The 24,880-nt window shown below is 40.3% G+C and carries 16 protein-coding genes and 1 tRNA gene; 11 read left to right on the plus strand and 6 right to left on the minus strand.

The window, feature by feature from the left end; translation table 11 throughout:
* Window positions 1-1,020 precede the first annotated feature (1,020 nt).
* Together serS and cysG are read left to right on the plus strand one after the other, a co-directional pair.
* A complete protein-coding gene (serS, locus tag C3B55_RS02055) occupies window positions 1,021-2,301 on the plus strand; it encodes a serine--tRNA ligase (RefSeq protein ID WP_129211029.1) in 1,281 nt (426 codons plus the stop codon).
* A gap of 1 nt (window position 2,302) precedes the next feature.
* Complete coding sequence (cysG, locus tag C3B55_RS02060) at window positions 2,303-3,676, plus strand: siroheme synthase CysG (RefSeq protein ID WP_129211031.1); 1,374 nt, start codon at window positions 2,303-2,305, stop codon at window positions 3,674-3,676.
* A gap of 2,014 nt (window positions 3,677-5,690) precedes the next feature.
* On the opposite strand, the gene C3B55_RS02065 is transcribed toward cysG, so the two are convergent.
* Genes C3B55_RS02065 through tusD form a run of 4 tightly spaced genes read right to left on the minus strand, consistent with a single transcriptional unit; the run spans window position 5,691 to window position 7,042 of the window.
* Window positions 5,691-6,026: a TusE/DsrC/DsvC family sulfur relay protein gene (locus C3B55_RS02065; RefSeq protein ID WP_129211033.1), complete on the minus strand. Its 336-nt coding sequence runs from the start codon at window positions 6,024-6,026 to the stop codon at window positions 5,691-5,693.
* Window positions 6,023-6,301 (minus strand): sulfurtransferase complex subunit TusB, encoded by a 279-nt coding sequence (tusB, locus tag C3B55_RS02070; RefSeq protein ID WP_129211035.1) that lies wholly within the window; start codon window positions 6,299-6,301, stop codon window positions 6,023-6,025. The genes C3B55_RS02065 and tusB overlap by 4 nt, the downstream gene beginning before the upstream one ends.
* Window positions 6,301-6,699 carry a sulfurtransferase complex subunit TusC gene (tusC, locus tag C3B55_RS02075; RefSeq protein WP_457912690.1) on the minus strand — a complete coding sequence of 133 codons (399 nt, stop codon included), beginning with the start codon at window positions 6,697-6,699 and terminating at the stop codon, window positions 6,301-6,303. Before tusC ends, tusB begins: the two co-directional genes overlap by 1 nt.
* Window positions 6,650-7,042, minus strand: a complete 393-nt coding sequence (gene tusD, locus C3B55_RS02080) for a sulfurtransferase complex subunit TusD (protein ID WP_129211037.1) — start codon at window positions 7,040-7,042, stop codon at window positions 6,650-6,652. Before tusD ends, tusC begins: the two co-directional genes overlap by 50 nt.
* A gap of 368 nt (window positions 7,043-7,410) precedes the next feature.
* Between tusD and C3B55_RS04575 the strand changes: the two genes are divergently transcribed.
* The 9 genes from C3B55_RS04575 to sohB all read left to right on the plus strand — a co-directional run bounded on the left by C3B55_RS04575 (window position 7,411) and on the right by sohB (window position 19,649).
* Entirely contained in the window at window positions 7,411-7,578 is a 168-nt protein-coding gene (locus tag C3B55_RS04575) for a hypothetical protein (protein WP_157978053.1), read from the plus strand.
* Window positions 7,579-8,602: 1,024 nt separating this feature from the next.
* A complete protein-coding gene (locus C3B55_RS04670) occupies window positions 8,603-8,728 on the plus strand; it encodes a hypothetical protein (RefSeq protein ID WP_457912691.1) in 126 nt (41 codons plus the stop codon).
* Window positions 8,729-8,778: 50 nt separating this feature from the next.
* Entirely contained in the window at window positions 8,779-9,735 is a 957-nt protein-coding gene (gene lpxK, locus C3B55_RS02090) for a tetraacyldisaccharide 4'-kinase (RefSeq protein WP_457912692.1), read from the plus strand.
* 24 nt (window positions 9,736-9,759) lie between these two features.
* On the plus strand, window positions 9,760-9,945 hold the full coding sequence (locus C3B55_RS02095; RefSeq protein WP_129211041.1) for a Trm112 family protein: 186 nt from the start codon (window positions 9,760-9,762) through the stop codon (window positions 9,943-9,945).
* Window positions 9,942-10,712, plus strand: a complete 771-nt coding sequence (gene kdsB / locus C3B55_RS02100) for a 3-deoxy-manno-octulosonate cytidylyltransferase (RefSeq protein ID WP_129211043.1) — start codon at window positions 9,942-9,944, stop codon at window positions 10,710-10,712. Before C3B55_RS02095 ends, kdsB begins: the two co-directional genes overlap by 4 nt.
* A 277-nt stretch (window positions 10,713-10,989) precedes the next feature.
* A complete protein-coding gene (murB, locus tag C3B55_RS02105) occupies window positions 10,990-12,015 on the plus strand; it encodes a UDP-N-acetylmuramate dehydrogenase (protein ID WP_129211887.1) in 1,026 nt (341 codons plus the stop codon).
* A 530-nt stretch (window positions 12,016-12,545) separates the two neighbouring features.
* Window positions 12,546-12,633: transfer RNA gene (locus C3B55_RS02110), tRNA-Ser, on the plus strand.
* A gap of 3,878 nt (window positions 12,634-16,511) precedes the next feature.
* The gene (locus C3B55_RS02115; protein WP_129211045.1) at window positions 16,512-17,402 is read left to right on the plus strand and encodes an NAD(+) kinase; all 891 of its coding nucleotides are present in this window, start codon (window positions 16,512-16,514) and stop codon (window positions 17,400-17,402) included.
* Between the two features lie 1,221 nt (window positions 17,403-18,623).
* Entirely contained in the window at window positions 18,624-19,649 is a 1,026-nt protein-coding gene (gene sohB, locus C3B55_RS02120; protein ID WP_129211047.1) for a protease SohB, read from the plus strand.
* Between the two features lie 1,548 nt (window positions 19,650-21,197).
* Here the strand turns inward: sohB and aroA are convergent.
* Window positions 21,198-22,454, minus strand: coding sequence for a 3-phosphoshikimate 1-carboxyvinyltransferase (gene aroA / locus C3B55_RS02125; RefSeq protein ID WP_129211049.1), 1,257 nt, complete (start codon window positions 22,452-22,454; stop codon window positions 21,198-21,200).
* A 951-nt stretch (window positions 22,455-23,405) separates the two neighbouring features.
* A complete protein-coding gene (locus C3B55_RS02130; RefSeq protein WP_129211051.1) occupies window positions 23,406-24,656 on the minus strand; it encodes a ribonucleotide-diphosphate reductase subunit beta in 1,251 nt (416 codons plus the stop codon).
* Window positions 24,657-24,880: the final 224 nt, after the last annotated feature.

Below are 24,880 nucleotides of genomic sequence, written 5' to 3' on the forward strand. Positions count from 1 at the left end.
AGCAATGAAATTACTGTTGCCACCATTATAAGCCATGCTTGGCGATAGGCCGTTATTCTGACAAAAGCGGCTGCAGCTTGTATGACTCGATACTCGTGCTATATAAATCTGTACGCAGCGCTTACTATATAACAGTGCGTTGCACTAGTTTACATGTATGCACAGTGATTGCGGCTAGCTTTAAGTAACGTGTCGCATAACGTATACAGCTAGTGAAGCTATCAGTAACGTAAAATCCCACGTGATCTTTAGTCTGTGCTTCGCAGCATAGGAAATATAGAAATATTTTGGTAGCTCGGAAAGTTAGTTGGCCATTGTTCAAGTCATTACTGATTTTGCTAGTGCAATAAACAGAAACTCAGTGTACATAGAATTCAAGTTCGCGTTGTGCGTCTCTGTTGAAATACATCTCAATGGAAGCGCTGCTGTATTTTAGTGGTGCACCAACTAAACTAATAAAGTAGCTTGGTTGTAATGACGAATACCGTTATGCCCATAACTACCAGAACGACTACGGCCATCAGTTAAGACAATTCTTCTAATGAGTTTCAATTATAGCTATTTTACTAGAATGCACTATTTGTCATGGAGTAGAAGATGTATAAAAATCTTAAATTACTTCACTTAACTCAAACTCCTTAGTTTTAAACATCGGAGCAAGTAACGCTAAAGAAAATTCTTGCCGTATCCATAGCTAGTATCGCCGATACATTATTGAGTTTTGTTATCGGTGTTTAGGCAGGCGCTGATTAGCTGAAGCATTTTATATAGCAATCTTAGCGGTTCAATTGGTGGATTGATCAAGAATGAGATTCTTGTACAGTTGGTTTCCAGTGTTCCATGACATAACAATTAAAATTCTGACTAATTTGATTGTCAGGTTATATAACCTAGTGACTTTTCATTCTTTTTTATTAGATACGATGCGCTTACTGGAAAGCTAGCAAGCCATATCAGCTAGCTGCTCTCTACCCTGACGAGACTTATCCTTGATCAAACGTTTACAAACAAGAGACAAACATGCTAGATTTAAAATGGTTACGCAATAACCTGTATAATGCAGCAGATCGCCTGGCATCTCGTGGCTTTGCCTTAGGTGTTGAGCGCTTCAAGGTTTTGGAAGAACAGCGTAAATCTGTCCAAGTTCACACTGAAGCACTGCAAGCCCAACGTAATGCGTGCTCTAAATATATTGGTCAAGCCAAGCAACGTGGTGAAGACATTGCATCGCTGATGGTTGACGTTGAGCGCATAGGTTCAGAGCTATCTAACAGTAAAGTCAAGCTAGAAAAGATTCATTCTGAGCTACACTCGATTCTGCTAGGCATCCCTAATATTCCGCACGAATCTGCGCCAATTGGCAAAGACAAAGACGGAAACGTCGAAGTTCGTCGTTGGGGTATTCCAAAATCTTTTGATTTTGAGATTCGTGATCACGTAGCCATTGGTAAACTGACTGGTGATCTTGATTGTGAAACTGCCGCTAAGATGTCAGGTGCACGCTTTGCTTTGTTACGCGGCCCAATTGCACGTATGCATCGCGCTCTGGCACAGTTCATGATCAACTTACACACTAACGAACACGGTTATGAAGAAGCCTATACGCCTTATTTAGTAAATGCTTCAGCATTGCTAGGCACTAGCCAGTTACCGAAGTTTAAAGATGATCTATTCAAGATCAGTCGCGATGGGGCATCCGATTTGTACCTAATTCCGACTGCTGAGGTGTCGCTAACTAATATCGTGGCGCACGAGATCCTTGACATTAGGCTACTACCGATTAAGTTTGTGACTCATAGTCCGTGTTTTCGCAGTGAAGCTGGTGCATCTGGTCGTGATACTCATGGTATGATGCGCCAGCATCAGTTCGATAAAGTTGAGATAGTGCAAGTGGTTGAGCCATCGACTTCCATGCAAGCCCTCGAAGACCTGACTGTTAATGCTGAGCGGGTCTTGCAATTACTAAATCTGCCATACCGCGTATTAGCACTTTGCACTGGTGATATGGGCTTTAGTGCATTAAAGACTTATGACCTCGAAGTATGGATACCAAGTCAAGATAAATATCGCGAGGTTTCGTCGTGCTCTAACTGCGGTGACTTCCAGGCACGTCGTATGCATGCGCGTTTTCGTAACCCTGAAAGTGGTAAGCTAGAATTAGTGTATACCATCAATGGTTCTGGTCTGGCTGTAGGACGTACATTAGTGGCTGTGTTAGAAAACTATCAGCAGGCTGACGGTTCAATTCGTGTACCCGAAGTTCTTAAGCCGTATATGGCAGGCGTTGAGGTCATCGGTTAATATGGAATTTCTACCGTTGTTTCATAATCTACGCGGTAGCCGTGTGTTGGTCGTCGGTGGTGGGAAGATTTCTTTGCGAAAATCGCGATTGCTGGCTGCTGCTGGTGCATTACTACGGGTAGTTGCTCCTCGGATTGAAGATCATTTACGAGAATTAGTACTGGGTAGTGGTGGAGAACTGATCTTGCGTGGTTATCAGGAGTCTGATCTCGATGGTCATAATCTAATTATCGTGGCTACTGACAACGCGCCACTGAACGCACAAGTATCTCATGACGCTCAGTGTCGTTGCTTACCAGTCAATGTCGTAGATGCACCGGCTTTATGCAGCGTAATTTTTCCGGCAATTGTTGACCGTTCGCCGTTAGTGATTGCAGTGTCTAGCAGTGGTGTTGCACCAGTATTAGCACGTCTAATCCGTGCTAAACTAGAAACTTGGATCCCATCTACCTACGGTCAGTTAGCTAGATTGGCGGCACGTTTTCGCACCCAAGTTAAAGGCTTGTATCCTGACGCGCAGCAACGTCTAGCGTTTTGGGAAGAAGTTTTCCAGGGTCCAATTGCTGATCGACAATTGGCTGGACAGAGTGATGAAGCTGAACGTTTACTGATTGAGAAAGTTCACGGTAAGTCGTTGCATGCGCAGGGTGAAGTGTACCTGGTAGGGGCTGGTCCTGGCTGTCCAGACCTGCTTACTTTCCGAGCTATGCGCCTAATGCAGCAAGCCGACGTAGTGTTATATGACCGTTTAGTAGCGCCAACAATTCTCGAATTGTGCCGCCGTGATGCAGAGCGTATCTATGTTGGCAAATGTCGCGCTGATCATACGGTGCCACAGGATCAGATCAATCAGCAATTAGTTGAGTTAGCCAAGCAAGGCAAGCGCGTGCTACGCCTTAAAGGCGGTGATCCGTTTATCTTTGGGCGTGGCGGTGAAGAGATTGCAGAGCTAGCGATCCATGGAATCCCATTCCAAGTGGTACCTGGCATTACGGCGGCTAGTGGTTGTGCAGCGTATGCTGGTATTCCGCTGACTCATCGTGACTATGCTCAGTCAGTGCGTTTTATTACTGGACATCTAAAAGATGGGACGTCAGATTTACCTTGGGGTGAGCTTATTGGCCTATCGCAAACATTAGTGTTTTACATGGGTTTAATTAGCCTGCCAATTATCTGTGAGCAGTTGATTAAGCACGGTCGTGCAGCAGATACGCCAGCAGCGCTGATTCAGCAGGGCTCCACGTCAAACCAGCGTGTATTTACCGGAACATTAGCAGACTTGCCGTGTATAGTAGCGAAGCATGAAGTGCATGCACCAACATTGGTGATTGTTGGTGAGGTAGTAGTTTTGCGAGAGAAGCTTAAGTGGTTTTAAACCATTTGGTCCAGGGTATGAGCTTTAAAGGTATCTCGAGCTTACCTGCTATTATGATTTTTAATACAAAACATAATATTAGATATTATCTATAAACCCTTTTATGGTTTAGTTCTACTCTATTATGTGTGGCATGGCATTACTAATTTATATACGTAACATCCACTGTTTCGGTCATTAATACATCTTTTTATCTAGTTTGATAAATTGAGATATTGGTTATTTACTATAGGCTCTATTTGAAATAGCCTATATTATAGAGCTATATTTAAATATAGCGTAGCAAATAGACGCGCATCGATTTCAGCTAGGTATTTACTTGCTAATGAATGTTTTTGCTCGAATCTTATTCAAGATAATCCGTCTTGGAAAATATATTATTGAGCGTATTTTGTATACGCGTTGCTCTATAAAGTTATGAAATTTATTCAGTATATGCTAACTATGCATAGTTAGATCGATACTGTTTTTTCAACGTAAAAATAGTCGAGCACAATATTTCATGGTAAAAATTAATAGCATTGTTGGTCAGAATTTATTAAACAAGCTCGAGCTTTTGTCCATTAGTGCTAGTTTTAACCACTGCACGGCACTATAGTGTTCGCTATACTCTGCTTGGCGATAGAGTATAAAGTGAAAGCTCACTGAGCTCTACCAACCGTTATAACCATATATCCCGCTAAAGGTTTAGCAGTTTGCCACCAGTAAGTCTACTAATCACAGACATATACAGATACATAAAATCAGACTTTTCATGCCCATGCTCATGAGCACTGGTATGAATTAGCATGTGATGATTTTAGAAGTTATAAAGTAGAGATAACATCATTATAGCTTTATGTATCGTCTGTTTGCGGTGTCGTGCTTTTTCGTGCTGTTTCGTATTTTTAATCTCCATAGCATCCTGCGATCATCAAACCTATGGCTACTTTTTTCGGCTAACTAAGCGTTTTCTGCTTGACCTAATCAAAGCGTACATAACTATGGATTAACAAATTAAATTGTTGAATTCTGTTTAATTAAACAATTTTAGAGGCAACATTAAACGCCTGTCTTCTTTAGCAGAAGATACCACATAAAGCTGATATCATAGTAGCGTTCATTGCTAGTTGCGGATAGTTATTCTTGCGGTCACACTTATGCAAAAGTACCTTTAACTGCTCAGGTTACATAGTTGTAGACCTAACATGGCATTGCGGTGTTGATCAGAAAGTCTGCATTGCTTTTTCGTTTTAACTTTCGTTATCAGTGATACTAGATTTAGATATCTAAATCTAGATTAACCTCTACTTTGCCATCAATACTTTGATGACACTTATATTTTCGTTAAGCGGTCCACTGATATCATCAGTGTACGCTTTGATAATTATGACACATAATACTGTGTAAACCGTAAAAGCATATCTAGTTGCTTGTAAGCATTCTATGGAATAAATCGGCTAGCGTAGGCCTTTCTACATATGTCAATCATGCGTTGTAAGTGCGGCTTCCAGTTGCCTAGCGATATAAGTATAAAGTTGCTTTATTTGAATGTTTCTTCAGCGTGATACTGGTTATGGCATGGTTAAATTTACTGACTTTCTAGTAAATTCTTCGGTGTATAATTAGCTTTCCGTATGCAATACTATTGCTGTGTATCGGTATGTGCATACCGTCTTGTATCAAGCGCTTGGCTTGTGAGTAAATGCTAGTGCAGTTAGCGTTTCTTACTGGTATTAGGCGTCTTAGTAAATGAATTATATTCAACGTTAGCATTCTTAAACACCTATGCACGACCTCAGTAATTCTAGCAAGCTTCTTCTAGATTTTTTCTTTCTTATGGTACGGTTACTTATCAAGAAAGTGTTATGCTGGGTACCCTTAGCTGTATCACTAATAAGCATAGCCATGGTTTGACAGACTTCTTCGCTAGTGTGAAGTTGCGCTTACCGCGCTTGTCTTGTATATGATGCGTAAGCATTGCGCAAACAGGTGTTTGTATAGGCATTAAAGGAAGTAGCGTAATAAAAGTAGGTCAGAAGCAATTCGTTGGCCTTGGTAAACCTGCTAGCTTAGCGGCGAGTTTAGCAGGGGTGCCGTTGAATAGTTTATTAAGGTATAGACTATTGCCCTTTCTATGGCCAATCTTCAAGGCAATATACTTGATCAGTGGGCGCATAGCTGGGGATAATTGGTATTCAACATAAAAATCGCGCACAAGGTTGATAATTTCCCAGTGATCAGCAGTCAGCTTAAGGTTTTCAGCGTTGGCGAGTACGTTTACTATGTCATTAGACCAGTCATTTGGGTCGATAAGATAACCGTCTTTATCCAGTTTTAGCGTGAGCTTGCCTATATTCTGGCTATTCATAGCCAGATATTGACTTTGTCATAGTCGATTGACAGCTGCACAAAACCTGGGTAATCAACGTCATAGGCCCAGTCTGGCAGTAGCAGGTTACGCGCCTGTATGTCCTCGGCCAGCACAAAGACCTTGACGCCATGTGTTTGCAGGGTGGCGTTATACAAGCCATAGGTACCATCACCACACAGTAGGATCGCGTTTTCGGCACTACACACTCGTAGGCAACTAGCTAAGCAACTATTAGTAAATGGGGAATAAGATACCACATGTAAAGTCGACATTAGATGGTAATTATTTGGTTGTACTGGTCAATGAGCTGGTAAATAGCGTTATTACTAAGCACTTGAACGCTGGTTGGCGATACTAGTTGGCGCTCAGCAAGGCTGTGACTGCAGACGAATATATCATCGATACCGAATAGGTTCAGTACTTGCAGATTGGCGCAGAGGTCTCTTTGTTGCACGGCTGCAGCGTTCTGGTCTGGTGCTAGCTGAAATACGCCGTCATCCATAAATAGCAGACCGATTGGTAAATCAAATACGCCGCCAGCCAGTACGATATCCAAGGCGTCCAGTGCACCTAATCCAGACCATGGCGCTTGACGGCTAATCACCAATAATGATTGCATATCACGATCCTCTAAAACAAATGAGGCGGTCGGCGGTCTGGACTGCGTCATGTAGTTGCCCAAGGCCAGATAATATCCACGTTGTGTCTAGATTAACTGCTCTACGTTGATATCGTGTAGCTTCCTCTGTATTAAGCATACCACGGCGCAAGGCGGCAGTAATGCATACAACGCCATCAAGCTGATGTGCGCTTACAAATTCACGCCACTGGAGGGCAGTATCTTGTTCATTTTTTGGCACCACAATGTTATTGGAGGCATTATATGCGCCATCTTGATAAAAAAACAGCCGTATAATCTCGTGCCTATTAGCAAGAAGAGCTTGGGCAAACAGCAAGGCACGACGTGAGGATGGCATATGAGCAGCAGAAAACACAGCAATTACAAACTTCATTAAACACTCCGCAAGTAAACGTTGGTTAAACAATAAAGCCGCTGCAACGAAAACACTTAATGTGCTTAAAACTATCACTCTTATTAATTGTTCTGACGATTGCCGCTAGGCATAATGCAGCTCTGAAATGTTGGCATTTCAAATTTAAATATAGTGCCCAAAAGTGCTAGATTTTTCTATGGTCTAGTCGAGTTACATCTTTGATACTGATGGATATAAACATCTGCGGTACTGCGTATTGAATGGCCAATACACACTAACTGGTTACTGGTATTTATACCTCATGATCAATATGAATCGGCTAGCTATTTACTTCAATCGCAATAAGTGCTAGCTAGCCGCTAGCTATCAAATAGGGGTTTAGGTGTTTGAAGATTTTGCGTGAAATCAGTCCAGGAATATTACCGCATCTTCTTAAGTGTTGCTATGGAGTTATGAAGCGCCTAGATCTAGGTTATGAGGCTAGCGTTGAATGCAATGAGCTACAAGTTGATTTATGTATCAATCACTATCTCAATGGTATATGTCAGCTGTAGTTAGCTGCACACAGTAGTAAGTTTGCTTGAGGTCTTTATTACAACCTAGCAACATAGTTTCGCTAGCTTAGTATATAAATGTGAGCATGACGGAGTTCGCATTTAGCCTGAACACTATGACTAATATATTATGCCTGTCCTGCGTGGTCAAAGCAGAGTTAGAATAACTTATGTTTAACAGCGATAGTGTTTACGATGATTACTGGACTCGTGATTGGTGTTAAATAGCAGTTGGTAGCTAAGATAATCGCCATCAACGTATCAGTTTTACGTGGCTTTGTAGTGCTTGTCGTTAGTAGCATAAGGTCTGCTAACCAAATTAAACTGAAACTAAACTGAAACAGAAAAACGCGCTTAAAATAGCGCTGCAGGTAGATTTTCAATAACACAGCGTTACAACATTAATGCATTGTTTGCTGAGGCTATTTGTGTTTGTTTCTTATGCTTACTTTGAGTGAAGTAGTGATGACATTTACAGCTAAAATACATGAGTTTATTATCTAGCTGTCTTGTGGTGATGACTTTATCTAAAAGTACGCTGCCTGTTTGCTGTAATTTTTTTGAATGCACTCAACACCATTTGTATTTATCATGCTCTTGCTGCAGTATAAGGCAAAATAAATATTTTCAATTCGTCTATGGGTTTTAGCGTGTACGCTAACGAAGCTATTAAACTAATAAAATAGCGCAAGACGATCTAAATGTTGATTACATCAGAAATTGATCGTGAAATTTTACCTTAATCAACTAGAGCATGTTGACATAAGCCCAGCATCGCTGATTTATGTAATACTTACCATGTTGCTGCTTTTTATCGTTACTATTACATTTACTAGAAAAGCTAAGCCATGTGTTGACTTGTCTGCAGCGATGAGCAACTTGCTAGCCAATAGCGAGGAAATCAAGCAACTAGATATTTCAATTAGCACCGATAGAGTATTTTCAGTAAACGACCAAATGCCAAGAAAGCAAATTTGGCTAACCTCATGAGCAATTTGGAGAAAAAGTCCAGAGTGATACTGCAATGTTATTATTGATCAGCGCTAATAGCAAAACCCAGCATTCAGCTGTGATCATCGCCGATGTTTTCGGCAAGTTAGGTTTTAGCTATCTGCGCATGATACCTATAGAGGCGGCGACCAAACTCTGATAGCCATCGAACGTTTGCTCAAGGCTTGGTACGAGGGCCATTCTGCACTTATGCTACTTAAGCCGCTGGAGTCCTTGTACCGCTACGTAGTACAGCGTAAGCGCGCGCATTTTCTCTCTGGCAAGCTTGAGATCTATAAAGCACCAGTGCCTGTCGTGATCGTTGGTAATATCACCGTAGGCGGCACCGGTAAGACGCCTTTGATTCTGTGGCTAATCGAACACTGTCGTCGCAGTGGTTTGCGGGTAAGTGTGGTTAGTCGCGGTTATGGTGCTAAGCCGCCGCAGTTGCCATGGCAGGTTGAGGCCTGTCATAGCGCCGAGATGGTCGGCGATGAGCCATTGTTAATCGTGCAGCGTTGCGGTGTACCTTTGATGATTGATCCGGACCGTGGTCGTGCTGTTAAAGCATTGTTAGCCAACAAGCCAACTGACCTCATCCTCTCTGACGATGGATTGCAGCATTATGGTCTAGCACGTGACTTGGAGTTGGTATTAGTTGACTATGTCCGCGGTCTGGGTAACCAGCGTTGTCTGCCTGCAGGGCCTTTGCGCGAACCAATTGAGCGTTTGAACAGTGTTGATGCTTTACTCTATAACGGTGCCAATGCTGATTGCGAGGATGGTTTTGCTTTTCGCCTATTACCCACGGTGCTAATCAACTTAAAAACCGGTAAGCGACAACCAGTTGATTATTTGCCGATTGACCAGCAGGTTCATGCTGTTGCCGGTATCGGTAACCCGCAACGTTTCTTTAATACCCTTAAAATGTTACATTGGAATCCAATTCCACATGCGTTTACTAACCATACCACATATACTGCAGAGATCCTAAATTTTATACCGTCATTACCTTTAGTTATGACCGAAAAAGACGCTGTAAAGTGCCGCGCTTTTGCTAAGTCGGACTGGTGGTATCTTGTGGTCGATGCGCTGCCGTCACCAGCTTTTGTATCCTGGTTTGACACGCAATTGATACGCTTGATAGCTGCTAGCTGTTTACCTTAAAACTGCTTTTTTTGGGAAATATTCATGGATACTAAGCTTCTCGACATCCTCGCTTGTCCGATCTGTAAAAATCTGCTTAAGCTCAGCGCTGACAAGACCGAATTAATCAGTAAAGATGCTGGTCTAGCTTACCCAATTCGTGATGGTATCCCTGTGATGCTGGAAAGTGAAGCTCGCACCCTAACTGTTGATGAGCGCCTGGATAAATGACCACTGCGTTTACTGTTATCATTCCTTCACGCTATGCATCTACGCGCCTGCCTGGCAAGCCACTACGATTTATTGGCAATAAACCAATGATCCAGCTAGTATGGGAACAGACTTGCAAGAGTGGCGCAGAACGGATCTTGGTTGCCACTGATGACCAGCGTATCATCGAAGTCTGCAAGGGTTTTGGTGCTGAAGCCGTGCTAACTCTTGAAGATCACAATTCTGGCACTGATCGTCTAGCTGAAGTCGCTGTACAGCTCGGTCTAGCTGCCGATGCGATTGTAGTAAATGTGCAAGTTGACGAGCCATTGATCCCACCTTGCTTAATTGACCAAGTCGCCGCTAACCTGGAGGCCTACGGCGAAGCACGAATAGCGACTCTAGCGGAACCAATTAAAGACATCGATACCCTTTTTAGCCCTAACGTAGTAAAAGTGGTTAGTGACACCAATGGTCTTGCGCTTACCTTTAGTCGTTCAATATTACCTTGGTCTCGGGATTGTTTTATCAAAAACCTTGACGTATTGCCTAAGGGGGTGCTGTACCGTCGCCATATTGGCATCTATGCTTATCGTGCAGGCTTCCTGTATGACTTTATTAACTGGTCTCCGTGTTGGCTAGAAAAGACCGAGTCCTTGGAGCAATTACGCGCCTTATGGTATGGCGTGCGCATTCATGTTGATGATGCGCTGGAAACATTACCAGCTGGTGTTGACACCAAGGAAGATCTTGAGCGCATTAGATGCCTGCTATGGCAGGCTAGGTGAGGTTTATTAACACCATTTCTCGCTAACGTCCCCGATGCGTGCTTGCGTGTCGCACATGCTAGTTTGATTTTAATCATGGGATTACAATAATCGGCGTAAACCTCAAGGAGTTGCACATTGATCAAGGTAGAGTAGAGAATCTTGCCTGTGCCGCCATGATGCATAATATAGGAAGTGATCAGATTCTTAGTACGAGGTAAAGCAAAGCTTTAAACTTTTCCAGGATGTGATCCTGGCTAGCCTGTGATTGATTGGTGATCAAATTAAATAGGTGGTTATAATCTTGCAAGTGTTTGCGCAAATATCATTGAAACCATTCAATAGCTTCGGTATCGATGTGTGCGCCCAGTTATTTGCTGAGGCCTATGATGACTCTGATGTGCATGAAGCTATCTCCTATGCAGTAATACATGCATTGCCGTTGTTTATAATTGGTGGCGGCAGCAATTTACTGTTAACTCAGGATATCCATGCGTTAGTGTTGAGAATGGCAACTCAAGGTATTCGTGTATTACAAGATGATAGTGTGCATGTAGTAATTGAGGCTGAAGCTGGTGAAGCTTGGCATCCTTTTGTATTATGGACCTTAGATCATGGTTTGTACGGTCTGGAAAACCTTAGTCTCATTCCAGGCACCGTAGGTGCTGCGCCAATGCAAAATATCGGCGCCTATGGTGTAGAGATTAAAGATGTCTTTGCCGGCTTAACAGCTTTAGATTGCCAGACTGGCGAGTTACGGGATTTTAGCTTGCAAGAATGTCAATTTGCCTACCGCGATAGCCTGCTTAAGCATGATATCGGGCGTTGGTTAGTTTTACGCGTGCGCTTTATGTTAAGTCGCATCAGTAACAAGAAACTTGACTACGGCTCATTGCAACAGTGTTTAGTCAAGCAAGGTATTACCGAGGCGACGCCAATTGACATTAGTCGAGCTATTTGCAGTATTCGCCGCGAAACACTGCCTGATCCAGTAAAATTAGGCAATGCTGGAAGCTTTTTTAAAAACCCGCTGGTTTCCGAAGTTCTAGCGGCTGAGCTAAAGTGTCAGTATCCTGATTTGGTAACGCACCAGCAGCCTGACGGGCAGATAAAGCTTGCTGCTGGCTGGTTGATTGATAAATCTGGTTGGAAAGGCTTTCGTGATGGCGATGCTGGCGTATACAAGATGCAGGCACTAGTGCTCGTCAACTATGGAGCTGCTACTGGGCGTGATATTGTCAGTTTAGCGAAGCGTATTCAGAGTGATATTGCTAAGCGTTTTAAGGTCCATCTAGAAATGGAACCAACCATCATTGAACCATGAAACCAAGCCATAAAATTTGGTATTTATTGCGTTAACAATCTTCTCTTTGCACTTATTATTCCAAAGACTAGCTTGTAAACAAGCTTTAGATTGATGCACATACGATAATAGTCACATCGATGTAATGTCGCTCACTACCTAGAATAATATACGCTAGTCTAAAATTAAATGCACATGTAGTGAAGGTCAGCATAAAATTTGTGCTGATATCTAATTTGCTACAGGAAAATCCTGTTTTCACTATCAATGTGACATGGTTGATACATGTTTTTCGCCGTGTATTCTTTTATAGCGATAAACGGAAGATCAATAATAATGAATAAGTTGTACGTGTTATTATACAAGCTGTTGACTGTGTAATTCTGTGTACATATAATAATACTATTGAAATATTCAGTTATTATATACATAAATTCAAAATTTATAATAGGCTATCATGAGATCTTGTTAGTGTGTTTTATTCAGAAGTGAAGGTGTTATGGCATCCTGTAATATAATATGCGTTTACCATTAAAACTATTAACACAAAAGGGAAATTGGCAGAGTGGTCAATTGCACCGGTCTTGAAAACCGGCTGACGTTAATAGCGTCTCCAGGGTTCAAATCCCTGATTTCCCGTCAACTTAAATGTTGGATCCTATAGAAAGCAAAGATTTTGCGTTTTTATAATTTAGTCTGGAAAGTTTAATAAAGAACAGAATTTCTGAACTTTTGGTCAACAACTCAGTAAGCTTACTAATTTTGATTATGTAGCTGTCGCATTAACCCTCTAGTAAATCCGCAATAAACCTATGTCTGCAATGTGTAATGATGTCTAGTCGCCTAAGGTTGAGCTTCACGGAATTAAAACTAGCTAATTTTATTGTGATGGTCGTATGTTTTTTGTTTTGCTCTCATGTATTAGCCTTACCTAATCAAGGTAATAGAAATTTCTTATCTATGATAAACTTGTTAAGATGTTTGGTGTAGATCCGATATGTTTGATGATATGGCTGCTTACATGCTCGTAGATTTACAGTAGTCTTATATTAAAATTTTGTAAGCATGATTTTATTCATGCAGTAATATTATCTAAATTTAGATGAAAAGAGTAATTTAAGTAACAGAACACATCTACTGAAGTATAGTAAAACCTGCACTATTATAAATTATTGCTTAAGCTTTGTTTGAACTAATCTGTCTAGATTAGCCTCAGATAAAAAAGTTATATTAAATATAACTTAAGGTTTCTTGTCAATACTATTAGTAAGACTTTTACAAAATCTTGTAGTTTTATATAAAACCGAGTGATATGATAAGGTTTCAAGTACTGAATAGTTACGCATATAGAAGATACTGCAGAATACAGTATTCACATTAAAATGTACAATTTAATTGCTGCATTAGTTGCTGTTTAGCTTAAACCATGGACGCAGATAGGAAAAATTATGCGCTACGAGCAAGCATTATTCTCATAATCATAAGTCATTGGTTTATTTTATTACTACTTAGTAGTCAACTGAAGCTGTTGCGTTTGTCTGGTCATGTCAATATACTTTACTTAAGTAAAGAGATGAGTATTGAGTAAATGCGCACTATATAGTTGACTATCTGTAGCTTTATTTTATTTACTTCGTCACACCAAAATGTCTTTGGATCGATCTACTGGTAGATGGCTGATTGTACAGTCAGCAAAGCTGCTTTGCGTATTAGTAAATTCGTATACTGATGATATTTTGACGCTGAGGTTTGTCTGTAAATCACTACTTTGCTAGGAGCGTAAGTCGATTTACAAGGTAAATAAAACCGATATTTGTATCGCAAATATTTATTTTTTTAGAAAACTCAATTACGTTGTAGTGAATTAATTATAAGTTTAGCTTTAAATCTAAAGTTCGCATACGGTTATATTGAATTACTCAAAACTAATAAGAGCGTAATACATAATAAAACATATGACTACCTTATCTAGGTTACACCTATTCAGATTTTTAGTATTTCCTGCGCCGAGTAAGCTCTAGTTAGAGGTAGTTAGTTTTAATGCTTTTAGTTTGCCTGGTGTTTCAATTAGGAAGATATCATATGACAAGCACTTATTGAGCGAGTACCTTTAGCTGTTACCGCTAAAGAAAAGATTCACCATGTAACACTTTCTTTAAAATGAAACAAACTAGCTATTTATATATTTCGCATAAGTTGCCTTCATGCATATTAAATTATTTATGAACGGATATTAATAATTAAGTATATCTTGTTACATTGATAAGCAATTTAATTTCGAATATATCACTATTAGCGACAAAAAACTTTTTTAATATATGGTACAGCATAAATAATATAGTAATCTATAACTGCTAATCAGATTAAGTTTCTTAAATACTTTATCTGATTAGCAGGTGATTTCACATATCTTGTGCTGAATAAAAAATTAATTCTTAAACAGAAGCGAGGTGATATTTATCCTGTCGTGTAAACATAAGGATATTATTATACGATAGTGTGATGTGCTTGTTATAAAGCAAACAATGGTAATTGTAATTGTAATTGTAATTTAAAAAGTCTATGCAGTATTCATAAATTTTTTAATGTTTATCTTGTGTAATTTTCCTTATCTCCTTAATTTAAGGCACAAGTTAATTACTCATTATATCAATGAAAAAGTCACACTAGTTGCTAATGTTTTTGCTGATTATAGAATATAATATATCACGAATGACTACGCATATTTTAGTGTTCAGTAATAATATTAATTATTATGTTATTATTTAATAATCGCATTATTTAATTGCTATTAACTAATCAGTGCAACATGGAACTTAAATATATTATCAGTAACCTACTAACTAAATATTATTACTAACACATAGATGCAATGTTTTTATGGATTAGTGAAGACGTGAATATTGAACTTCAAAGTACTGTTACGTCTGAACGCTTAGTATTTAGACGCCTGCGTATATCTTGATGGTAATCATCAGATTGCACTGTAGTGTCGATTACACCTCCCTCCTTGAGGGAGGGAGGCTTAAATTTTTTGTCTATACATCATGCAACTCTTGTAGTATATTAATAATACCCAACGATGTTATCGTTGCATCTTATTAATACGCCTAAGTTAAGCGGAGACAGCAAATTAAAATATGCGTACAGGTCGTTGAGTTTGTTCTAGGTTACCGAGACGATTGGTCACTTACTTGTCTGATCTCCGATCATCCTTTAAGAATATTGCTAGATTACTGCAAAAACAGCTGGTGCACTTATTTAACACAAGCGTTTATTGATGATATAACCAAAGTCTAACATTAGCTACCGCGTGTTGTTTGCAGGTTTAATTACGGGTTTATTACCCAGTAGGTCGGTGTTGCTGATAGCTAAATAAGAAGCAAAGCTAGCCATGCTATAGTTGGCACTTTAAGTCCTGCTAGAGTGTAGGTAATATGTACTTAAATTATAAAGGTTATGTGCCATTCTAGAATACATGAGCATATTAAATTTATTTAAGTTTACAACATTCTAGTCCTAATTAAACCGTTTCTTAAAGTAGAGGAATAATCTTCCTCTCTACGTGATTTTATCACAAATTTTGCACCTGTGGCTCTATAGCCTTTTTATGTTTACTGTAAGCTGATGCGTAAAAAAAATTCTTAATCACGTTTGACAAAAATTATACTAGATCTTAGTTAGCACCGTCCGTACAGTATTAGGTAAACTTTTACGTAGCATCTAAATTTGTGAGTACAAAATAAAAACTGATGAAGTTCAAGCCAATTTTTAGTAATGCCGAGCATTAGTCACATAAAGTAATTAAATTTACTATCTCAACCATTCTACATGACTATAGCGCACATTATGGACATAACCGTTTTATTAACTACCAACATCTATGTTATGAAGATGTTGGTGCATAAATCTTAACTCAGCCTATCTTATTTTAGATGATTGCTTCAGAGCATTGCCATGACCAGGAATGTAATATGTCTAAATATATAACGGAAAGCAACCGTCTTAGTAACCAATTATATTTTATATGTTACCAGGTAACCTGGTACTCTGATGTTTAGAGTAACGGTCGCATCGTGAATCAGTTTTATGTCTACGAATAGTTTATTTCAGACGATATCTTCTAGTTTGAAATCACTGGCATCAAATAATTTGCTAAAATGTGTTAAGTATAAATCTACAATCTATAGCTGGAACTAGATACCATTAAAGTTATTGATGCAGATTATGTTTGTAGCAAAATGTAGATAGTGTACATCTATGGTGTTTACGCTAACATTGGATAGTAAATATCACTCATATCAGATTGCGCATTGCTTGAAGGTTGCTACGAAATAGCCAGACAAGTTGAGAAAGTTATTGAGCATAGTTATAGGATAGCATATCGTTTTTTATCGGCTGCATATATGGTTGCACACCATTGTTACTAATAGTATGACGGCAGTGAATGGTTTTACCTAACGCTATATTTAGCCAATGATCGTATCATTGCTACACCATAATTCCACAGGAACCAAATGGAGCAATTTCGCAATATCGGCATTATTGGTCGTTTAGGCAGTATCCAGGTGCTCAACACTGTTCACCGGTTGAAGAAGTTTTTGTTAACACGCCATCTTTGTGTGATTCTTGAGGATAACATTGCTGAAATTCTTCCAGGTCACGGCCTGCAAACTTCGTCACGTAAAATGCTTGGTGAGGTCTGTGACATGGTAATTGTAGTCGGCGGTGACGGTAGTCTGCTAGATGCAGCCCGTGCTCTTGTGCAGCACAACGTGCCAGTATTGGGGATTAATCGTGGTAGTCTAGGTTTTCTTACTGATATCCTCCCAAATGATCTTGAGGTCGAAGTAGCTAAAGTTCTTGATGGCTATTATTTAGTAGGAAACCGCTTCTTACTGCAGGTTGAAGTGTGCCGCTATGGTGAAGCTATTGGCCATGGTGATGCGCTCAATGATGTTGTGCTGCATCCTGGTAAATCCACGCGAATGATCGAATTCGAACTGTATATAGATGAACAGTTTGTATGTAGTCAGAAGGCTGACGGCCTAATCGTCGCAACACCGACTGGCTCTACTGCCTATGCGCTTTCAGCTGGTGGCCCGATTATGCATCCAAAGCTAGATGCTATTGTAATCGTGCCGATGTACCCACATATGTTGTCTAGTCGACCGATTGTGGTCGATGGTAATAGCGAGTTAAAAATCGTAGTATCGAAAGACATGCATATTTATCCACAAACATCCTGTGACGGGCAGAACCATTTCAGCTGCGCTCCAGGTGATACCATTACCGTGAGCAAAAAAGCACAGCAGTTGCAGTTAATCCATCCGTTGGACCATAACTACTACGAAGTATGTCGCACTAAATTAGGCTGGGGTAGCAGCTTGGAGAGTAAATGCGACTAATGCCCGATTTCATGTGTTGTATTTTAGCCTTAAATACAATAATTATATATAATTTGCTGCGTGGTTAGAGTTTATTTAGTTCTGCTCTTCTGCATGTTTTATGCATCCTGCTTTGGTGTTTACTAATTGTTTCCTATGATTGCTACCCAACTAGGTTGGGCCGTTAGCTTTCTTTGTGAAATTACTGGTAATGATGTTGATATGGCTTATTGCTCTGTATGTTGCGGCTGACCTAGTGGTTACGGTTGGCATCAATTTATTAGAAGCTCATGAGCTCTAGCTACCTTAATTATTGTCAATAGACATGATTATCGAATATAAGCTAGGAGACAACTCACAATTGTAAAATTGTGGCTTACTTGGCTAGTTTTTAGTAATTTGCCAATTCAGTTCAAAAGCCTAGACGTCAGTCATTTGGATGATTTGGTACAACTGTAGTGCTACCAGAGGTTAAATACGATGATCTTGTAGGTTCTTGCTTAGGCGGACTTAAGAATGTGTTATAAACCACTTTTTATACGCTCCATAAGCTAAAAATAGATTTATAATCAAGGTATGGCATTAGTGCCAACTAATTAGCGACTGATAATTAGGGTGAAATGATCGGCACTCACTGATGCTCGGCGTTTTGTTGTGCAAAATATCCACGGCATTGCACTAAGTTGCAAACAGGTCGTAAAGTAATAGCGAAGAATAATTACTCTGCTCTTAACTTAGTTGATGACGGTATCTATTTCTAAAGATAAGACCGGTCGTCTATAAACGTCGTATTGATTAAATGTAGCTGTATCGGTGTATGTATCCATCAAGGTGCAGTAGCATAACTATACGTATAAAGGCGCTGGCTAGGTCAAGTGTGAAGTTAGGTTCCGTTCAATAACTTGTTAAGTACTTGCGCTTATTATACTTCTATATTGACAAACAATTCAGGCATCGTGATCGCCGCTTACACTAGATACTAGTCTATACCCAAAGAGGCTAAAATATATTAAATAAAATCAATACTGCCTACGCGTTTTGTTCTGGGTAAGTCATAAGGTTTAGCTGTATTATAAATATGCCTGCGAGCTATCAATGATAGGTATATACTTGTTTACAAACAAGCTCGCTTGAGCTGAGTTGGCTGGCTACTAACAGTTTGAGCACTGTAACACAAAGGCGATATCATCGATATGCATCGAGTGATGCACGCTTAGCGTAGTGTCTTTATTAAGGAAAAATATGGATTTTTTGGCTGAATATGCTCGCTTTCTAGCAAAGACTTTTACTATAGTAATAGCTATTTTAGTAATACTGATCAGTTGCGTCACGTTGCGTAGCAAGGGTCGTCGTAAATCCATTGGCCAATTGCAGATAAATAAACTCAATGATTTTTATAAAGGCCTACGTGAGAGCCTAGAGTTGAGCTTGCTTGACAAGAACCAACTCCAGGCGCTGCGTAAATCTGAAAGAAAATCTGAAAAGAAGAAATGCAAGAAGAAGATAGAAGCTAAGCAACGTGTGTTTGTATTAAATTTTGACGGTGACATCAAGGCCTCAGCCACCAATAATTTGCGTCATGAAATCACAGCATTGCTGAGTATGGCCACGCCGAAAGACGAAGTAGTACTGCTCCTTGAAAGCGGCGGCGGCATGGTACATAATTATGGTCTGGCCGCGTCGCAACTTGCGCGTCTCCACCAGGCTGGTGTGCCATTAACTGTTTGTATTGATAAAGTGGCAGCTAGCGGCGGCTATATGATGGCGTGTATTGGTAAAAAGATCATTAGCGCACCATTTGCCATTCTTGGCTCTATTGGCGTAATCACGCAGTTGCCCAATATTAACCGCCTGCTGAAAAAGCATGATATTGATTTTGAAGTACTGACTGCCGGTGAATATAAACGTACCATCACAGTTTTTGGCGAAAACACTGAGAAGGATCGTGAGAAACTACAGCAAGACCTAAATATCACCCACCAACTGTTCAAGAATTTCGTGGCACGTTATCGTCCACAGTTAGCAATCGATGAAGTAGCCACTGGTGAAGTGTGGCTAGGTACTGCAGCCCTAGATAAACAGCTTGTTGATAAGCTGCAAACCAGTGATGAATACCTATCTATTAAGGCTGAGACAGCTGAAGTGTTTCACCTGCACTATGCTGAGCATAAAAGTTTAAAGGAGCGTATAGGCCTAGCTGCTAGCAGTGCAGTAGATCGTGTATTGCTAACCTGGTGGCGTCGATTGACCCAGCGTAGGTTCTGGTAATGATACGATAGTGCTACCAGCAGACTTCCATACTAATAATAACTACACTACTTAAGCGCTCAACTTGCACTTAATCTATAAGACCAGACGTTGTCTATTTACAGCTGATAATAAGTTCCTCAAGGTTGCTTTTCATGCAACGTGCCAATACGCATGGTGTAAGTCAATTACTATAAAGTTTGTTATGTACCTATATTTGTCCACAGTAGCTATATTTACTTAATAATGTCTTATATAGACTTGTGTATAGCTAGTATGATTTTGCTAATATCAATATATTGAGCATTTTTTAAAAAATGATCCTACACGGTCACCTGGCACGTAGGCCAGAAATATTTTTCTGTGTATTGTTATAAAGTCTAGTTAGCACTAACTAACCAATCACGGCAATCGTTAAAATAATTGGTAGCAGTTGAGGTAAAAGCTAGCGTCAGCAACCAACGAAGTATAGGTAATGAAATTACTTAAGGTAAGTACCGTCATTATTGCGATACGCATATGGGTGCTATGGAACTCTTAGGCTTTGGCATGCTCAACTTCATCGTCAAAGGTGTGGGTTACTAATACCGAGCGCTGATGTTAGCAGTAAAGCTGTGCCAATATCTTTGGTTGGGCTATAAATTGCCTTAAACAATTAAGTTAATATAATTTAGTACAGCCAAAAGCAAAGTATAAAATACCTAAGTAAATTAGGTCAGTTATTGCTTGCAGTAAATCTAGCGACAATGATATTTGTATCGAGTACAATCATTGCGCAGATTCTATAAGGTAGTCAAAAGGTGAGACGCAAGCTTGACACGTTTTATAGTTTGACTGCTATACAGGTAGCACAAGGAAAGAACTTGAGGCGAATTGCAAGTGATTTTTAGTACTAGTAAAATAATACTTATGTGAAGTTTATACTGTTCACGGTATGTCGATGTTTGATTTATTTCTATAATATTCCTGACCTTTAGCTTTCTGCTAACATAACTTCACTTACACTGCCATAACTAACTTATGCGCCATCATTGGTGACTTGGTATTATACCAGCCATTTTTATTAAACCGATGCATTAGTACATGGTAGCACCACAAGGTAAGGCCAGCTTCACAAAAATGAAGCAGTTACAGAACGAGTGATCTGTTGCGAAATAGATCATGACTATTCAAGATTAGCAATAGATCATTCCTGGCTTTTTATATGCATCTACAAAGATGCATGTTGGAATTGCTTGCATGTCCGTATAGTGCATGTCTGGGAGCATGCATCAATGCTGATATGCTGCAGCGTAATATGCATATAAATACTAAATAAGATGCATATACACTGGCTTTTGTGTTATGTGTATTTACAGTTGTTTAGGTTTTAGAGGACTGTTAAAGTGCCCGAGTAAATTGTTACCTACCTGACGTATCAAGCTAAAGGCGCGTACAATGGAGTAATCTATTTGCGCCTATATTAGTTATTAGCGATCGCAGACACTAATAACTGGCTAGGGGGTTGAGTATATAAGTTGGCAATTTATCATGTTCATGGTCTGTATGTGCCTAGATTTTAACTTAGATTCAGTAGCACAGTACAACTCCAAGACTAACTAAGGTCTTCCAGTATTCAGGGTAGGTCTTGGCCACGCAGCCTGGGTTCTGAATGCGGATTCCAGTTATTTTTAACCCAGCAAGCGCAAAGCACATGGCAATGCGGTGGTCAGTTTGAGTATCTATTAGAGCGTTACTCGATATGTTAGCTAATGTCGGATCACTGGCAATTAGCAGGTCGTCCCCATCGATGCTGGCCAAGCCATGGCAGATCTTATTGAGACCGTTGTATAATGCCTGCACTCGATCGCATTCCTTTATGCGTAAGTTTGTCAATTCAGTAAAGCGTACTGGAGTGTTGTTGAACGCAGCTAGCACCGCTAGAGTTGGGATTGCATCCTGTATTTTTGAACCAACTACAATTGTCTGTATGTTCGGAAATTGGGTGATGATGGCCTTGGCTTTGGCGTCTGGTTGGGTAAAGTCTGGCGCATCTATGCCGATATCAATACGCCCACCAGTTAGCACTTCAGCGGCCCACAGATAGGTAGCAGCAGAGGCATCTGGTTCGATAAGGTAGTTGCGTGCAGTGTAACCAGTTGGAGCCACATGCCAAGTGGTATCATTTACTGTTTTAATTTTCGCGCCAAAGGCCCGCATACAGTTGAGCGTCAGATCTATATAGCCATTGGCGCTGATATCCTTACCGGTCAGCACTATCTCGGCCGGTGCTTCGCCACATGCTGCGAGCATTAGTAGTGCTGACACGTACTGGCTAGACAAACTCCCATCGATTTCAAAACGCTTAGCATGCATTTTACCTACGCCATGCACAATCACTGGTGGGTAACCGGTTTGGCTATCGACACGAATTCCATTCTGGCTAAGAGCTGCTAGCAGCGGGCTTATCGGACGTGTATGCATGTTGTTATCACCGTTCTGTACAACAATGCCTTCAACTAATACCGATGCAGCTGTAAGAAAACGCATCGCGGTACCGGCATTACCTAAAAACAGTGGCTGCGTAGGCATTTGTAGTTTGCCGGAACCGGTTACGACGAATGTAGTGTTATCTGGCTCATCTATAGTTACTCCCATCTGGCGTAGAGCTATTGACATGTAGTTAGTATCATCGCTTTTTAGCGCACCGCTTAGACGACTAGTGCCTTTCGCTAGAGCTGCTAATAATAAAACACGATTAGTAATAGATTTTGAACCTGGGAGTAATACTTTGCCATTTATAGGTGATTTAGGTGGTGTAACAGTCACAGTCTTTTGTGAACTCAAAGCGCACAATTCCTAATCAAAGAAATGTCATGTAGAGTAGTTTAACATGATGAACTTATATAATTAACTAAACACGCTACCGTTGTTTAGTAGATGGGTCGCTATATGGTGTATATTACTAGCCTGTTAGTATAGCTTTATATTGATTGCGCTGACAGTGCAAGTGCAGAATGATAATTCTGAAGATACAAGTATTGTAGGTTAAGCATTGGGGCTGGATGGCTTGCTAGCAGATTGTAAAGCTTACACAAGGCTCCATGGTAACAAAAATTTAATATGGAAGCATATAAACAACCTCCAGCACTACTTTGTGCTGTTTATTAGAAGATCCATGAGTAGCATTGATCAATACGTTTTTAGGAAGCTAAGATACGACATGCTTGTTTACAGTGTGTCTAGGATAGTAAAAAACCACAGTTAATCGCATCTCGTAAATCCACTATTACTATATAGTACTCGCGTAAATTCGGCAATAACGCTAATATATGCGTATCCAATCTAAAAAATTAACCGCGCGCCTCGTAAATTAGCTAGTATGTCTAGCATTAATTGGTGACCGGTACAATATAAAGTAAATCTTACGAGATTCAAGTTGCTGATGCAAGAGGCGTTTATCAGGTATTGATACCTTGACGACCATTACCTGCTGGCAACTATTGAAAGCGCAGCTTTAGGCGCAGCTATACTTTTTTTTGTTTTTTGGTAGCACTTGAACTGTTCCACTAGATGATTTCATAGTGATAACGCTTGCAGCCACGGTATACTAAGCCTCCATAAAAGGTACAGTTTAGACTGACGCAAGGTATTATAATAGTTTGATTATATATACATCTTTATCAGTCAATATACGGAAAAAATATTTCATATTATAAATTAGTTTGCTCGTGAATATGTAGCAGATGTTAACTTACGTAGGTAAGTTCCCTTATATATTTCTAAATATATTATTGACTAATCCCAGCTTAATGCTCCACCAGTCTGATATTCGATAACCCGAGTCTCAAAGAAGTTCTTTTCTTTCTTCAAGTCCATAATTTCACTCATCCATGGGAATGGGTTGGTGGTCCCTGGATATTCTTGCTTTAAACCAATTTGCGATAGACGACGGTTTGCGATAAACTTGAGGTAATCCTCCATTATCGCTGCATTCATGCCTAACACACCACGAGGCATAGTGTCACGAGCATATTCAATTTCTAACTGAGTGCCCTGCAGGATCATTTGGGTCGTTTCTTCCTTGATTTTAGCGTCCCACAAATGTGGGTTTTCAATTTTAATCTGGTTGATAACATCAATACCAAAGTTCAAGTGCATTGACTCGTCGCGTAAAATGTATTGGAATTGCTCAGCCACACCGGTCATTTTATTACGGCGGCCCATGGATAGGATTTGAGTGAAGCCACAGTAGAAAAAAATTCCTTCCAGGACGCAGTAATAGGCAATCAAGTTGCGTAGCAGTGCTTTGTCATTCTTTAGGGTGCCTGTTTCGAACTTTGGTTCGGAGATTGAACGAGTGTATTTGAGGCTCCAGGCAGCCTTCTTAGCGACTGACGGAATTTCGTGGTACATGTTGAAGATCTCGCCTTCATCCATTGATAATGATTCGATGCAGTACTGGTAGGCATGGGTATGGATTGCTTCTTCAAAAGCCTGGCGTAGGATATACTGGCGGCACTCTGGGTTAGTAATTAAACGATACAAAACTAGTACTAGGTTGTTTGCAACTAGGGAGTCAGCGGTCGAAAAAAAGCCTAAGTTGCGCATGACGATGCGGCGCTCGTCATCGGTCAATCCTGTGGAGTTTTTCCATAGAGCAATGTCGGCAGTCATGTTAACTTCTTGCGGCATCCAGTGGTTGGCACAGCTGTCAAGGTACTTCTGCCAAGCCCAGTCGTATTTGAACGGTACAAGTTGGTTGAGATCTGCGCGACAGTTAATCATGCGCTTTTCATCAACGGTGACACGGGCTGCGGAACTTTCTCGCTCAGCAAGGCCTTTATCGACGTCAAGTTTTTCCAGTGCTGCTTTTGCGCGAACAACCGCAGCAGAGTCGCTGTCAGTCACGTTGCGTGCTTCCCAGGCGGCAGAGATACCTGCGTTGTCGAGGTGAGATGTGCTGTCTTTGCTTGTATAGCCAGTGTTAGTGCCTTTGATAGCTAACGCATCAGTAGTTGCGCTGTCGACTTCATCCCAATTCAACATAAGATTTTTCCTTCTTAAATGCCCAAAAAAGTTTTTTGCAAACTTTATGGTATTGAAATACTGAGCACAGTAATAGTTGGTAGATATCAGTATAATATGTGCACTATATATTGTGCTATTTATTTTTAATAGCACAATATATAGTGCATAGCCAGGCAAGTCAACATACGGTATATATGTGTCTTGCATTGATGTTTAGCACTCATAAAGCTATAAAAGTTGGA

Source organism: Candidatus Pseudomonas adelgestsugas, assembly GCF_004124255.1.
Taxonomy (GTDB): domain Bacteria; phylum Pseudomonadota; class Gammaproteobacteria; order Pseudomonadales; family Pseudomonadaceae; genus Aquipseudomonas; species Aquipseudomonas adelgestsugas.